Below are 14345 nucleotides of genomic sequence, written 5' to 3'. Positions count from 1 at the left end.
GTTCCGGTTCACGCATGCCAGGCGTGGCCTGGCACTACATCACTTACGCGCCGTGGGCCGCGAGCTGACCCAGGCGCTGCACCGCGACCGAAACGGTCGGGTAGTCCAGGGTCTTCTGCTCGGCCAGCTCGGCCAGCATCGCCAGGGTGAAGCGCAGGCTGCTGTCGTCGCGACCGATCCATGCGGCCACCTTGGCTTCAGCGGTGCTGCCCTTGGTGGCCAGCACCTGTCCAGCCAGGTTGCGGTGGTGGGCGGCCAGCTCGTCGCGCAGCACGCCACGTGCCACCGCGTGCCAACGGCCGTTGACCTCCAGCGCGTCGATCTGCTCGAACAGCCAGGGCAGCTGCAGGGCGTCGCCCAGGCGGAAGTGGACCTTGGACACGTCCACCGGCTTCAGCTTGCGGGTACGGGCCAGTTCGATGATGTCGAACGCCGGTTCCAGGAAGTGCAGTTCGGCCAGCTGCTGTGCCAGCGCCGACGGCAGGCCCTTTTCCTTCCACTCGGCCACCAGGGCTTCGTAGGTCGGACGCTGCGAATCCGGCAGCACACCCGAAGCAACACGGATGTCGTTGAACGGACCCTGGTAGCGGTTGACCGCCTCGGTGATGCCCGGCATCGGGCCCGGGCGCGACAGCAGCCAGCGTACGAACGAACGCTGCAGCTTCCAGATCACTTCCAGCGCGTCGATCTGCACCGACTCCGGCAGCGTGCCGTCGAGGGCATCGATCTGCGCCCACAGCGCGCGTGCATCCAGCGTTTCACGGCTGATGGTGTAGGCCTTGGCGACCTCGGCAATGGAACGGCCGGTGTCTTCCTGCATGCGCATCAGGAAGGTGGCGCCCATGCGGTTGATGGTCTGGTTGGTCACCGCCGTGGCGATGATTTCGCGCTTCAGGCGGTGACGCTCCATCGCGTCGGCGTACTTCTTCTGCAGTGGGGTCGGGAAGTAGCGCTGCAGCTCCTTGGACAGGTACGGATCTTCCGGGATGTCCGAATCCAGCAGCTGCGCGAACGCCACCAGCTTGGAATAGGACAGCAGCACCGACAGTTCCGGACGGGTCAGGCCCTGGCCGCGTGCCTTGCGCTGGGACAGCTCGGCATCGGAAGGCAGGAACTCGATCTGGCGATCCAGCAGGCCCTGCTGTTCCAGGGTACGGATGAAGTGCTGCTTGGAACCCAGGCGCTTGACCGCCATCCGCTCCATCAGGCTCAGGGCCTGGTTCTGGCGGTAGTTGTCGTTGAGCACCAGCGCGGCGACTTCGTCGGTCATCGACGCCAGCAGCTTGTTGCGCTGCTCGACGGTCAGCTTCTTGGCCCGCACCACATCGTTGAGCAGGATCTTGATGTTGACTTCGTGGTCGGAGGTATCCACACCGGCCGAGTTGTCGATGAAGTCGGTGTTGAGCAGCACGCCGGCCTGGGCAGCTTCGATGCGGCCCAGCTGGGTCATGCCCAGGTTGCCGCCCTCGCCCACCACCTTGCAGCGCAGCTCGCCACCATTCACGCGCAGGGCATTGTTGGCGCGGTCGCCGACATCGCTGTGCTGCTCGCTGGCGGCCTTCACGTACGTGCCGATACCGCCGTTCCACAGCAGGTCGACCGGTGCCTTCAGGATCGCGCTCATCAGATCGTTCGGCGACAGCGCCTTGACGTTCTCGTCCAGGCCCAGCGCTTCACGCACCTGCGGGGTGATCTCGATCGACTTCAGGCTGCGCGGATACACGCCGCCGCCCTTGCTTATCAGCTTGGCATCGTAGTCCGCCCAGCTCGAACGCGGCACGGTGAACAGACGCTCACGTTCGACGAACGTGGTCGCTGCATCCGGGTTCGGGTCGAGGAAGATGTGGCGGTGGTCGAACGCAGCAACCAGGCGGATGTGGCGCGACAGCAGCATGCCGTTGCCGAACACGTCGCCGGACATGTCGCCGACGCCGACCGCGGTGAAGTCCTGGGTCTGGCTGTCACGGCCCAGTGCACGGAAGTGGCGCTTGACCGACTCCCATGCGCCGCGCGCGGTGATGCCCATGCCCTTGTGGTCGTAACCAACCGAACCGCCGGAGGCGAACGCATCGCCCATCCAGAAGCCGTGCGCGATGGCCAGGCCGTTGGCGATGTCGGAGAAGGTCGCAGTGCCCTTGTCGGCGGCCACCACCAGGTACGGATCGTCCATGTCATGGCGCACGACATCCACCGGCGGCACGATCTTGTTGTTGACGATGTTGTCGGTGATGTCCAGCAGGCCCTGGATGAACAGTTTGTAGCAGGCCACGCCGTTGGCGAAGATCGCATCGCGATCGCCGTTCACCGGCGGCATCTTGGCGAAGAAGCCGCCCTTCGCACCGACCGGCACGATGACGGTGTTCTTGACCATCTGCGCCTTGACCAGGCCCAGCACTTCGGTACGGAAGTCTTCGCGGCGATCCGACCAGCGCAGGCCGCCACGGGCGACGGCACCGAAGCGCAGGTGGGTGCCTTCCACGCGCGGGCCGTACACGAAGATTTCGCGGTACGGGCGCGGCTTGGGCAGGTCCGGCACCAGGGCCGAATCGAACTTGAAGCTGATGACATGGCCGTGCTGGCCGTTGGCATCGGTCTGGTAGTAGCTGGTGCGCAGGGTCGCATCGATCACGCCCATGAAGGAACGCAGGATGCGGTCCTCGTCCAGGCTCGACACGCGGTCCATCAGCTTCAGCAGCGCTTCGCGCGCGGCCTGCATCTGCGCATCGCGGTCACCCTTGCGGGCGTCGACCACGGTCTTGAGCACCTTCAGGGTGGCCTCGTCGCCGGCAGCCAGCACCTCGAGGTGGGCCTTCAGCTGCGCCTGGCCGGCGGCGATGTCTTCCTTGCTTTCATGGCCGGTGGCCGGATCGAAGCGGGCTTCGAACAGCTCCACCAGCAGGCGTGCCAGCAACGGGTAGCGGGTGAAGGTGCCTTCGACGTAAGCCTGCGAGAACGGCACGCCGGTCTGCAGCAGGTACTTGCAGTAGCCACGCAGCATGGCGACCTGGCGCCAGTGCAGGCCGGCAGCCAGCACCAGGCGGTTGAAGCCATCGTTCTCGGCATCGCCGTGCCAGACGCGGGCAAAGGTCTCACCGAAGGCTTCATCGACGCTGGCCGCATCGATCGTACCGGCAGTCGACTCGACCTCGAAGTCCTGCACGTACACCGGCGCGTTGTCCACCGACAGGCGGTACGGACGCTCGGCGATCACGCGCAGGCCCATGTTTTCCATCATCGGCAGCGCGTCCGACAGCGGGATGTCATCCAGCTGGCGATACAGCTTCAGGCGCAGGCCATCGCCGGATTCGCGCGGCACGGCCTGCAGGCTCAGGCGCAGGTCGTCCGGACCGGTCAGCGCATCGAGCTGGCTGACATCGTTGGCGGCAACGGCGGTGCTGTTGTCTTCGATGTAACCGGCCGGCAGCGCCTTGCCGATACGCGCAGCGATGCGCAGGCCTTCGGCTTCGCCATGGCGGGCGACCAGCGCTTCGCGCAGGTCGTCCTGCCAGTTGCGCAGCACCTGGGCCAGCTTCTGCTCCAGTTCGGCGGTATCGACGTCGAGCATTTCGCCCGGCTTCGGACGCACGATCAGGTGCACCTGGGCCAACGGCGATTCACCCAGCACCACCGAGCTGTCCACGTACTCGCCGTGCAGCGCTTCCTTGAGCATCGCTTCGATGCGCAGGCGCACGTCGGTGTTGAAACGCTCGCGCGGCAGGTAGACCAGCGCGGAAATGAAACGGCTGTACTTGTCGCGACGCAGGAACAGGCGGCTGCGCACGCGCTCCTGCAGGCCCAGCACGCCCATCGCGGTGCGGAACAGTTCGTCCTCGCTGGACTGGAACAGTTCTTCGCGCGGCAGGGTTTCCAGGATGTGTCGCAGGGCCTTGCCGCTATGGCTGGAGCCAGCCAGGCCGGACTGCTTCATCACGTGCTCGTAGCGCTGGCGCACCAGCGGGATTTCCCACGGGCGGCGGTTGTAGGCGCTGGAGGTGAACAGGCCGAGGAAGCGCTGTTCGCCGATGATCCTGCCCTTGGCGTCGAATTCCAGCACGCCGATGTAATCCATGTAACCGGCACGATGCACGCGCGAACGGGCATTGGTCTTGGTCAGGATCAGCGCGTCCTTCAGCCCGGACGTGGTGTTCAGGCCCTGCGCGGCCAGGGTCTTGACCGGGCGTGCAGCGGACTTGTCCTTGCCGCGCATCAGGCCCAGGCCGGTGTCGTTCAGCGGCGCCAGCACGTCTTCCTTGCCCTGCTTCTCGACGCGGTATTCGCGGTAGCCGAAGAAGGTGAAGTGGTTGTCGGCGGCCCAGCGCAGGAATTCCTGCGCTTCCTTGCGCGAGGCAGCATCGACCGGCAGCTGGCGGCTGCCAAGGTCGTCGGCCAGCGCCAGCGCCTTGTCCTGCATCGGCTGCCAGTCGCGCACGATGGCGCGCACTTCATCCAGCGCCTTGTTGATGGCCTGCTCGATGTCTGCCATGGCTTCGGCCGGCTGGCGGTCGATCTCCAGCAGCATCACCGATTCCAGCTGGCCCTCGCCGACCTTGGTCAGCTTGCCGGCCTTGTCACGGGTGAAATGCAGCACCGGGTGGCCCAGCACATGCACGCCGATGCCATGCTCGGCCAGCGACATGGTCACGGTGTCGACCAGGAACGGCATGTCGTCGTTGATGATCTGCAGCACGGTGTGCGGCGATTCCCAACCGTTGGCCTTCGCCGTCGGATTGAACACGCGGACATTGGCCTTGCCGGCCTTGCGGGCACGGGCGAATTCCAGCGTTTCGGCTGCGAGCGTGGCCCACTCCTCAGCGCTGTGATGGGGGAACTCGTCGGCCTCCATGCGCTTGTAGAAGCTGGAGGCGAATGCCACTGCCTCGGCCTGGGCGGCCGCGGGGTAACGCTTGCGCAAGGCCGTGTACACCGGCTCCAGGGAGAAACCAGCGGTCACTGCGACCTCCGACTCGACTGGTTTGCTTTTGTTTTTCACGGTCTTGGCTGCGGTTTTTTGCGGTTTCATGGCAGAGCGGCGCGCTTGCTCAGTTGGGAAAATGAAATTGTAGCCCTACCGCACGAAAAGGCCTTGCTGCAGGACGGAATAACCAGATTCGGGTTTGCTGCGGTTTAGACGCCCTATTCAGTTCGCACCGGCATGGGCATCGCAGTCGCACAGCGTTGCCGACAGGATCGGCAAAACGTGTTACCGGAAGACACACGCGGCAACATCGGCGCGATTCCACAATCCTGAACTGGACGGTATAGTCCACCCCGTGAATCCGGCCTACCTTCCTGTCGCCCTCGACGCGCGTGATGAGCGCGTGTTCGACGCCGTGCGCGAACTGCTTGCCCAACAGGGCATGCAGATGAGCATGGACGCGGTCGCCCAGCATGCTGGCTGCTCGAAGCAGACCCTGTACTCGCGCTACGGCAACAAGCAGGCCTTGCTGCGGCGGGTGATGCAGCGCCACGTCGGCCACGCCACCGGGGCCATGCTGCGTGCACTCCGCGGTGACGACCTGCGTGGCAGCCTGCTGCAGTTCGCCACCGACTTCCTGGAGCACTTCAACCAGCCCCACGTCGGCCAGGCCTGCCGCCTGATCGCCGCCGATGCAGCACAGTTTCCCGAAGAGGCGCGTACGCTGTACCGGCATGGCGCCGGCGCGTTGACGCTTCATCTTGCTGAATGGATTGAAACCGTTTGCAGTCGCGGGCTGCTGCGGCATGACGACCCGCACTTCATGGCCGAACTGCTGCTGAGCATGATTGCCGGTCAGGATTTCGACAAACAGCGCTTCCATACCCCCCATCGTGATGACGCTGCATTGCGTCGGCGCTGGGCAGAGTTCTCCGTCGATGGCTTCCTGCGCGCGTTCGCGCCGCAGCCCTCGCCGGCCCCGTCTTCAAACCAACCCCGGAGTTCCTCCTGATGACCGCCCCACTCCGCACCCTTGCCTTGACGTGCGCCGTCGCTGTCGCCGTAGCTGCCTGCAAGAAGCCGGAACAGCCGACGCCCCCACCGCCGGAGGTGGGCGTGATCGACGCCAAGCCGCAGACCCTGCCGCTGCAGCGCGAGCTGGTCGGTCGCCTGTCGCCGTTCCGCAGCGCCGATGTGCGCGCCCGCGTGCCCGGCGTGCTGCTCAAGCGCGTCTATCAGGAAGGCAGCGAGGTCAAGCAGGGCCAGACCCTGTTCCTGATCGACCCGGCGCCCCTGCGCGCCTCGCTCAACGCCTCCGAGGCCCAGCTGGCTTCGGCCCGCGCGACCTACGCCAACGCCAAGGTCGCCGCTGACCGCGCCCGTTCGCTGGCGCCGCAGAAGTTCGTGTCCAAGGCCGACCTGGACAATGCCGAGTCGGCCGAGCGCACCGCGCTGGCCGCGGTCAAGCAGGCCGAAGCTGCGGTGACGTCCTCGCGCATCAGCCTGGGCTACACCGAAGTCACCGCGCCGATCAGTGGCGTGGCCAACAAGCAGCAGGTCACCGAAGGCGCACTGGTGGGCCAGGGCGATGTGACCCTGCTGACCACCGTGGACCAGCTCGACCCGCTGTACGTGAACTTCTCGCTGAGCGTGGATGAACTGACCCAGCTGCGTGCGCAGCAGGCCAAGGGCACCCTGGCCCTGTCCGGCGACGGCAAGGCCACGGTCAACGTCAAGCTGGCCGACGGCAGCACCTACAGCGAGCCGGGCACGCTGGACTTCTCCTCGACCACGGTCGACCCGGCCACCGGCGCGGTGTCGCTGCGCGCGGTGCTGCCGAACCCGCAGAAGATCCTGCTGCCGGGCGCCTTCGTCAGCTTCCAGGCCAACCTGGGCGAGCGCAACAACGCCTACCTGGTGCCGCAGCAGGCCCTGCTGCGTGACACCAACGGCGGCTATGTGATGGTGGTGGGCGCCGACGGCAAGGTCGTCCGCAAGAACGTCAAGACAGACGGTGCGCAGAACGGCAACTGGCTGGTCAGCGAGGGCCTGGCCGCGGGTGACAAGGTGGTCGTCGCCGGCGTGCAGAAGGTCAAGGAAGGCACGCCGGCCACGGCCAAGCCGTGGACCCCGGGCCAGGACGCCAACGGCAAGCCTGCCGCCGGCGGCGCTGCTCCTGGCGCGCCTGCCGCAGCTCCGGCCGACGCCAAGGCACCGGCCAAGGCTGACCAGGCCGACAAGGCCGAGCCGGCCGCCACCGAATCGAACAAGCAGTAACGGGACCTTCCGTCATGCCTAAATTTTTCATCGAACATCCAGTCTTCGCCTGGGTGGTGGCGATCCTGATCTCGCTCAGCGGCGTGATCGCGATCCTCAACCTCGGCGTGGAGTCCTACCCCAACATCGCCCCGCCGCAGGTGACCGTCTCGGCCACCTACCCGGGCGCAAGTGCGGATACCACCGAGAAATCGGTTACCCAGGTGATCGAGCAGCAGCTGACCGGTATCGATCACCTGCTGTACTTCAGCTCCTCATCGGCCTCCAACGGCCGCGCCTCGATCACCCTGACCTTCGAGACCGGTACCGATCCGGATATCGCCCAGGTGCAGGTGCAGAACAAGGTCTCGCTGGCCACGCCGCGACTGCCTTCGGAAGTCACCCAGCAGGGCGTGGTGGTGGCCAAGGCCAACGCCGGCTTCCTGATGGTGGTGGCGCTGCAGTCCGATACGCCGACCATCAACCGTGACGCACTGAACGACATCGTCGGTTCGCGCGTGCTCGACCAGGTCTCGCGCATTCCCGGCGTCGGCAGCACACAGCAGTTCGGTTCCGAGTACGCCATGAACATCTGGCTCAACCCGGAGAAGATGCAGGGCTATGGCCTGTCGGCCAGCCAGGTGCTGGCGGCGGTACGCGCGCAGAACGTGCAGTTCGCCGCCGGTGCACTGGGCTCCGACCCGTCGCCGGAAGGCCAGCACTTCACCGCCACGGTGTCGGCCGAAGGCCGCTTCAGCTCGCCGCAGGAGTTCGAGAACATCATCCTGCGTGCCAATGCCGATGGCTCGCGCGTGCTGTTGAAGGACATCGCCCGCGTCGCCTTCGGTGCCAACAACTACGGCTTCGATACCCAGTACAACGGCAAGCCCACCGGTGCCTTCGCCATCCAGCTGCTGCCGGGCGCCAACGCCCTGAACGTGGCCGAGGCCGTGCGCGGCAAGATGGACGAGCTGCAGCCCAGCTTCCCGGCCGGCGTCACCTGGTTCTCGCCGTATGACAGCACCACCTTCGTCAAGATCTCGATCCAGGAAGTGGTCAAGACCCTGTTCGAAGCGGTGCTGCTGGTGTTCCTGGTGATGCTGATCTTCCTGCAGAACTTCCGCGCCACCCTGATCCCGACCCTGGTCATCCCGGTGGCCCTGCTGGGTACGTTCCTGGGCATGTGGATGATCGGCTTCACGATCAACCAGCTGACCCTGTTTGCGATGGTGCTGGCGATCGGCATCGTGGTCGATGACGCGATCGTGGTGATCGAGAACGTCGAACGCATCATGACCGAGGAAGGCCTGGCGCCGAAGCCGGCCACGCAGAAGGCGATGACCCAGATCACCGGTGCGGTGGTGGCCATCACCGTCGTACTGGCGGCGGTGTTCATCCCCTCGGCCCTGCAGGGCGGTGCCGCCGGTGAGATCTACAAGCAGTTCGCCCTGACCATCGCCATCTCGATGGCGTTCTCGGCGTTCCTCGCGCTGGGCTTCACCCCGGCGCTGTGCGCGACGTTCCTCAAACCGACGCACAACGACAACCCGAACATCGTCTACCGCACCTTCAACAAGTACTACGACAAGATCAGCCACACCTATGTGGGCCACATCACCTCCGCGGTGCGCCATGCACCACGCTGGATGATCCTGTTCGTGGTGCTGACCGTGCTGTGCGGTTTCCTGTTCACCCGCATGCCGGGCAGCTTCCTGCCTGAGGAAGACCAGGGTTACGCACTGGCGATCGTGCAGTTGCCGCCGGGCTCGACCAAGAGCCAGACCAACGAAGCGTTCGCGCAGATGCGCGGCATCCTGGAAAAGCAGGATGGCTATGAAGGCATGCTGCAGGTGGCCGGCTTCAGCTTCGTCGGCTCCGGCGAGAACGTGGGCATGGGCTTCATCCGCCTGAAACCGTGGGAAGAGCGCAAGTTCACTGCTCCGGAATTCATCCAGAACATGAACGGCGCGTTCTACGGCATCAAGGAAGCGCAGATCTTCGTGGTCAACCTGCCGACCGTGCAGGGTCTTGGCCAGTTCGGCGGCTTCGACATGTGGCTGCAGGACCGCAGCGGCGCCGGTTACGAGCAGCTGACCCAGGCCCGCAACATCCTGCTCGGCCAGGCCGCGCAGAAGCCGGACCATCTGGTGGGCGTGCGCCCGAACGGCCTGGAAAACGCCCCGCAGCTGCAGTTGCACGTGGACCGCGTGCAGGCGCAGTCGATGGGCATGTCGGTGTCGGACGTGTACAGCACCATCCAGCTGATGCTGGCCCCGGTGTACGTCAACGACTTCTTCTACGAAGGCCGCATCAAGCGCGTGACCATGCAGGCTGATGGTCCGTACCGCACCGGCCAGGAATCGCTGAAGAGCTTCTACAGCCCGTCCAGCCTGACCACCAATGCCGACGGCACCAACGCGATGATTCCGTTGAGCACGGTGGTCAAGTCCGAATGGGTCTCGGCACCGCCGTCGCTGAGCCGCTACAACGGCTACTCGGCGATCAACATCGTCGGCTCGCAGGCACCGGGCACCAGCTCGGGTGAAGCGATGCAGACCATGGAAGGCATCGTCAACGACGACCTGCCGGCCGGCTTCGGCTACGACTGGTCCGGCCTGTCCTACCAGGAAATCCTGGCAGGCAACGCCGCGACGCTGCTGCTGGTGCTGTCCATCGTGGTGGTGTTCCTGTGCCTGGCCGCGCTGTATGAAAGCTGGTCGATCCCGGTGGCGGTGCTGCTGGTGGTACCGCTTGGCGTTCTGGGCGCACTCGCCCTGTCGATGATGCGCGGCCTGCCGAACGATCTGTTCTTCAAGATCGGCCTGATCACGGTGATCGGCCTGGCCGCGAAGAACGCGATCCTGATCGTGGAATTCGCGGTGGAGCAGCGTGCGGCGGGCAAGACCCTGCGCGATGCCACCATCGAAGCGGCGCGCTTGCGATTCCGCCCGATCCTGATGACGTCCTTCGCGTTCATCATGGGCGTCATCCCGATGGCGATCTCCACCGGTGCCGGCGCCAACTCGCGCCACGCCATCGGTACCGGCGTGATCGGCGGCATGCTGTTCGCCACCCTGCTCGGCCTGCTGATGATCCCGGTGTTCTTCGTGGTCGTTCGCCGCATGCTGGGCGACAAGCTGGATGAACCGTCGAAGGAGTTCCTCGGCCGCCAGCGTGATGCGGAAAGCGCCCACCGCCCGGATCGTTGATCCGACGTTGAGTTGCTGAAATGAAAAGCCCCGGAGCGATCCGGGGCTTTTTTCTTTGCTGCTTTTGAATCCATGCCAACCAAGCTTGGCATCTACCAAAGCAGCGGCATGCCCGGTAGCCGCCAACCTTGGTTGGCGCTCTCCAAGGCGACGTGTCAGCGCAGCAGCGAGATCATCACGCACACTGCAACGATCACCAATGCGACCCACTGCATCGGCACGAAGAAGAAATGATGGGGTGCAGCCTCACCCTTCAGCCGCGGCGCACGGTTGAGCCACAGGCCCAGCAGCACGTTCACTGCCGCACCGATGCCACCCCCCAGCAGTACCTGCTGCAGCGGGATGTTGCCCTTGGCGCCGTCGTGCGGGAAGAAGTACGCCAGCAACAGGATGCCTGCGATCGGCGTCACCAGCGTCATGAAGCCCCAGCCGCGGTAGATCATGCGGTATCTCCAGAAAAACGAACCGCATTGGAGCAGCATGCATCCTGGAAAGCCAGAGGGGCATGCCATCTGGGCACAACGCCATCCACGCATGGCGTGGATCTACTGCCGCGCCGCCATTGCAGCGGCGCGGCACGGGAAAATCAACGCAGCCCGGTTTCGTTGCGGGCAATCACCAAGCGCTGGATCTCCGAGGTGCCTTCGTAGATCTCGGTGATCTTGGCATCACGGAAGTAGCGCTCCAGCGGCATTTCCTTGGAGTAGCCCATGCCGCCATGGATCTGTACGGCCTGGTGGGTGATCCACATTGCCGCTTCAGAAGCAGTCAGCTTGGCGATGGCCGCCTCGTTGCTGAAGCGCTTGCCCTCGCCCTTCACCCATGCCGCGCGCAGGGTCAGCAGCAGCGCCGCATCCAGCTTGCACTTCATGTCGGCGATCTTCGCCTGTGTCATCTGGAAGGTGCCGATGGCCGCACCGAAGGCCTTGCGGTCCTTCACATACTCCAGGGTCGCTTCATAGGCGGCACGGGCAATACCGATCGCCTGCGAGGCGATGCCGATACGACCGGCGTCAAGCACGCCCATGGCGATCTTGAAGCCCTCGCCCTCCTGCCCCAGCACGTCTTCGGGCTGCGCCACGTAATCGTTGAACTCGATCTCGCAGGTGGCCGAGGCACGGATGCCCAGCTTCGGTTCGGTCTTGCCACGGCCGAAACCGGCCTTGTCGGTGTCGATCATGAACGCGGTGATGCCACGCGCGCCCTTGTCCGGCTCGCTCATCGCGAACAGCACGATGTACTTGGCCACCGGGCCGGAAGTGATCCAGCTCTTCTTGCCATTGATGACATAGCTGCCGTCGGCCTGCTTGACCGCGCGGCAACGCATCGCAGTGGCGTCCGAACCCGACTGCGGCTCGGTCAGCGCGAATGCACCGATGGCCTCGCCTTCGGCAATGGCGCGCACGTATTTCTGCTTCTGCGCCTCGCTGCCATGGTTCAGGATGCCATTGCAGAACAGCGAATTGTTGACCGACATGATGGTCGAATGCGCAGCGTCACCGGCGGCGACCTCCACCATCGCCAGCACGTACGCGATCGGGTCCATGCCCGCGCCACCGTATTCGGTCGGCACTTCGATGCCCATCAGGCCGTTCTCGCCCAGCAGGCGGATGTTGTCCAGCGGGAACTCGCCAGTACGGTCATGGTGCTCCGCACTCGGGGCGATCTTTTCCTGCGCGATCCGGCGCGCAACGTCCTGCAGCATCAACTGCTCTTCGGTAAAGCTGAAATCCACAACACCCTCCCGGGTACATCATGTTATGGGCCGCGCAACGCGCGCCCAGGTGCCCCGATTGTACCGGGGGCGGGGCATTGAGGGCTGACCCGGCCCTGGCGGCGGCTTGACCGGGCACCCCCCGTCGGCGAATATATCTCTATATCGCGATAGGTAGATGTTTATGGATCTGGAAGACTGGTCGACCCGGCTGAAGGTGTTCGCCGATGCTACCCGTGTGCGCCTGCTGGCGCTGCTGGAGCAGGAAGAGCTGACCGTGGCCGAGCTTTCGGCCATCACCCGGCTGGCGCAGCCGCGGGTATCGACGCATCTGGCGCGCCTGAAGGAAGCCGGCCTGGTGCGCGACCGCCGTGCGGGCGTGTCGGCCTACTACCGCTTCGACGAAGCCCAGCTGGACCCGGCGCAGCGTGCATTGTGGCATGCCCTGAGCAACGGAAGCGACGACCCGTTGCTGCGCCAGGATGCTGAACGAGTCGCTGCGGTGCTCGCCCACCGCGCTGCCGACCAGAACTGGGCCGACAGCGTGGCTGGCGACATGGAGCGCCACTATTCCCCAGGGCGTACCTGGGAAGCGTTGGCGCGCACCGCGCTACCGCTGCTGGAAACCGGCGACGTGCTGGATATTGCCTCCGGTGACGGCGTGCTGGCCGAACTGGTCGCACCGCATGCACGGCGCTACGTGTGCATCGACACCAGCGCGCGCGTGGTGGCCGCCGCCAGCGAACGCCTGCGCCGCCTGCCGAACGTTGAAGTCCGCGAGGGCGACATGCATGCCCTGCCCTTCAAGGACCGCAGCTTCGACCTTGTGGTGCTGATGCACGCCCTGACCTACGCCAGCAAACCGGCGCAGGCGGTCACCGAGGCCGCGCGCGTGCTGCGCCCGGGTGGTCGCCTGCTGCTGTGCAGCCTGGCCCGCCATGAGCACAAGGCTGCGGTCGATGCCTATGGCCACGTCAATCTGGGCTTCAGTGACAAGGAGCTGAAGAAGTTCGTCGACAAGGCCGGCCTGCAGGTCTCCAACCTGGAAACGGTCACCCGCGAAAAGCGCCCGCCGCATTTCGAAGTGATCTCGCTGATCGCCAACAAGCCCTGAGGTCGCCATGCCCGCCCTGCCCTGGTTGCACCCGGAACGCGTGGAATCACTGCTCGCTGCCCTGCGCGAGCGGATCCTGATCATCGACGGCGCGATGGGCACGATGATCCAGCGCCACGGCCTGCAGGAAGCCGATTACCGGGGCGAGCGCTTCGCCGGCGGTTACGACCACGCCCATGGCCCCGGCTGCGACCACGGCGGCACACCCGAAGGCCACGACCTGAAGGGCAACAACGACCTGTTGCTGCTGACCCGGCCGGAGGTCATCGCCGGCATCCATACCGCCTACCTGGAAGCGGGCGCGGACCTGGTGGAGACCAACACTTTCAACGCCACCTCGGTCAGCCAGGCCGACTACCACCTTGAACACCTGGTGTACGAGTTGAACAAGGCGGGTGCGGCCGTCGCACGTGCCTGCTGCGATGCGGTGGCGGCGACCACGCCGGGCAAGCCGCGCTTCGTCATCGGCGTGCTCGGCCCGACCAGCCGCACCGCCTCGATCAGCCCGGACGTCAATGATCCCGGCTTCCGCAACACCAGTTTCGATGAGCTGCGCGGTACCTACCGGGAAGCCATCGATGGCCTGATCGATGGTGGCGCCGACACGATCATGGTCGAGACCATCTTCGATACGCTCAACGCCAAGGCTGCGCTGTACGCCATCGAGGAGGCCTTCGACGCACGTGGCGCGCGGTTGCCGATCATGATTTCCGGCACCATCACCGATGCCTCCGGGCGTACCCTGTCCGGACAGACCGCCGAGGCGTTCCAGGCGTCACTCGCGCATGCACGGCCGTTGTCGATCGGCCTGAACTGCGCACTCGGCGCCGATGCCATGCGTCCACACGTGGAAACCCTGTCACACGTGTCGGACTGCTACGTCAGTGCCCATCCCAACGCCGGCCTGCCCAATGCCTTCGGTGAGTACGACGAAACACCCGAGGAAATGGCCGCCACCCTGCGCGGCTTTGCCGAAGATGGCCTGCTCAACCTGGTGGGCGGCTGTTGCGGCTCCACCCCCGACCACATCCGTGCGATCGCCGCGGCAGTGGCAGGGCTGCCGCCGCGCGTGCTGCCTGCCGCCCAGGTGCAGGCGGCATGAACACCTCCGCCCCCTCCCGCACGCCCCCCTGTTGC

General features: G+C 65.4%; 8 protein-coding genes. 5 read left to right on the top strand and 3 right to left on the bottom strand.

Going from position 1 to position 14345, the window contains the following annotated elements:
* Positions 1–43: 43 nt before the first annotated feature.
* Positions 44–5020, bottom strand: a complete 4977-nt coding sequence (locus tag TEP_RS06925; protein WP_132824735.1) for an NAD-glutamate dehydrogenase domain-containing protein — start codon at positions 5018–5020, stop codon at positions 44–46.
* A 250-nt stretch (positions 5021–5270) separates the two neighbouring features.
* Between TEP_RS06925 and TEP_RS06920 the strand changes: the two genes are divergently transcribed.
* The 3 genes from TEP_RS06920 to TEP_RS06910 are packed head-to-tail and all read left to right on the top strand — an operon-like array spanning position 5271 to position 10380.
* Entirely contained in the window at positions 5271–5927 is a 657-nt protein-coding gene (locus TEP_RS06920) for a TetR/AcrR family transcriptional regulator (protein ID WP_025876846.1), read from the top strand.
* A complete protein-coding gene (locus TEP_RS06915; RefSeq protein WP_117310777.1) occupies positions 5927–7192 on the top strand; it encodes an efflux RND transporter periplasmic adaptor subunit in 1266 nt (421 codons plus the stop codon). The genes TEP_RS06920 and TEP_RS06915 overlap by 1 nt, the downstream gene beginning before the upstream one ends.
* Before the next feature lie 14 nt (positions 7193–7206).
* A complete protein-coding gene (locus TEP_RS06910) occupies positions 7207–10380 on the top strand; it encodes a multidrug efflux RND transporter permease subunit (RefSeq protein ID WP_093819057.1) in 3174 nt (1057 codons plus the stop codon).
* 155 nt (positions 10381–10535) lie between these two features.
* On the opposite strand, the gene TEP_RS06905 is transcribed toward TEP_RS06910, so the two are convergent.
* Positions 10536–10823 carry a hypothetical protein gene (locus TEP_RS06905; protein ID WP_059064613.1) on the bottom strand — a complete coding sequence of 96 codons (288 nt, stop codon included), beginning with the start codon at positions 10821–10823 and terminating at the stop codon, positions 10536–10538.
* Positions 10824–10966: 143 nt separating this feature from the next.
* Complete coding sequence (locus TEP_RS06900) at positions 10967–12115, bottom strand: acyl-CoA dehydrogenase family protein (protein ID WP_132824734.1); 1149 nt, start codon at positions 12113–12115, stop codon at positions 10967–10969.
* 163 nt (positions 12116–12278) lie between these two features.
* Here TEP_RS06900 and TEP_RS06895 point away from each other — a divergent pair, with 163 nt between their 5' ends.
* Positions 12279–13208 carry a metalloregulator ArsR/SmtB family transcription factor gene (locus TEP_RS06895; protein WP_025876836.1) on the top strand — a complete coding sequence of 310 codons (930 nt, stop codon included), beginning with the start codon at positions 12279–12281 and terminating at the stop codon, positions 13206–13208.
* Positions 13209–13215: 7 nt separating this feature from the next.
* On the top strand, positions 13216–14310 hold the full coding sequence (locus TEP_RS06890) for a homocysteine S-methyltransferase family protein (RefSeq protein ID WP_132824733.1): 1095 nt from the start codon (positions 13216–13218) through the stop codon (positions 14308–14310).
* Positions 14311–14345: the final 35 nt, after the last annotated feature.

The organism is Stenotrophomonas sp. TEPEL (assembly GCF_004348785.1).
Taxonomy (GTDB): domain Bacteria; phylum Pseudomonadota; class Gammaproteobacteria; order Xanthomonadales; family Xanthomonadaceae; genus Stenotrophomonas; species Stenotrophomonas indicatrix.
The sequence above is the reverse complement of the archived record's forward strand: the minus strand, read 5'-3'. Positions and strand labels throughout refer to the sequence as shown.

Excerpts from the sequence above, each read along its gene's own strand:
- TEP_RS06925 (WP_132824735.1), bottom strand. The coding sequence starts at position 5,020 with ATGAAACCGCAAAAAACCGCAGCCAAGACCGTGAAAAACAAAAGCAAA.
- TEP_RS06915 (WP_117310777.1), top strand. The coding sequence starts at position 5,927 with ATGACCGCCCCACTCCGCACCCTTGCCTTGACGTGCGCCGTCGCTGTC.
- TEP_RS06910 (WP_093819057.1), top strand. The coding sequence starts at position 7,207 with ATGCCTAAATTTTTCATCGAACATCCAGTCTTCGCCTGGGTGGTGGCG.
- TEP_RS06905 (WP_059064613.1), bottom strand. The coding sequence starts at position 10,823 with ATGATCTACCGCGGCTGGGGCTTCATGACGCTGGTGACGCCGATCGCA.
- TEP_RS06895 (WP_025876836.1), top strand. The coding sequence starts at position 12,279 with ATGGATCTGGAAGACTGGTCGACCCGGCTGAAGGTGTTCGCCGATGCT.
- TEP_RS06890 (WP_132824733.1), top strand. The coding sequence starts at position 13,216 with ATGCCCGCCCTGCCCTGGTTGCACCCGGAACGCGTGGAATCACTGCTC.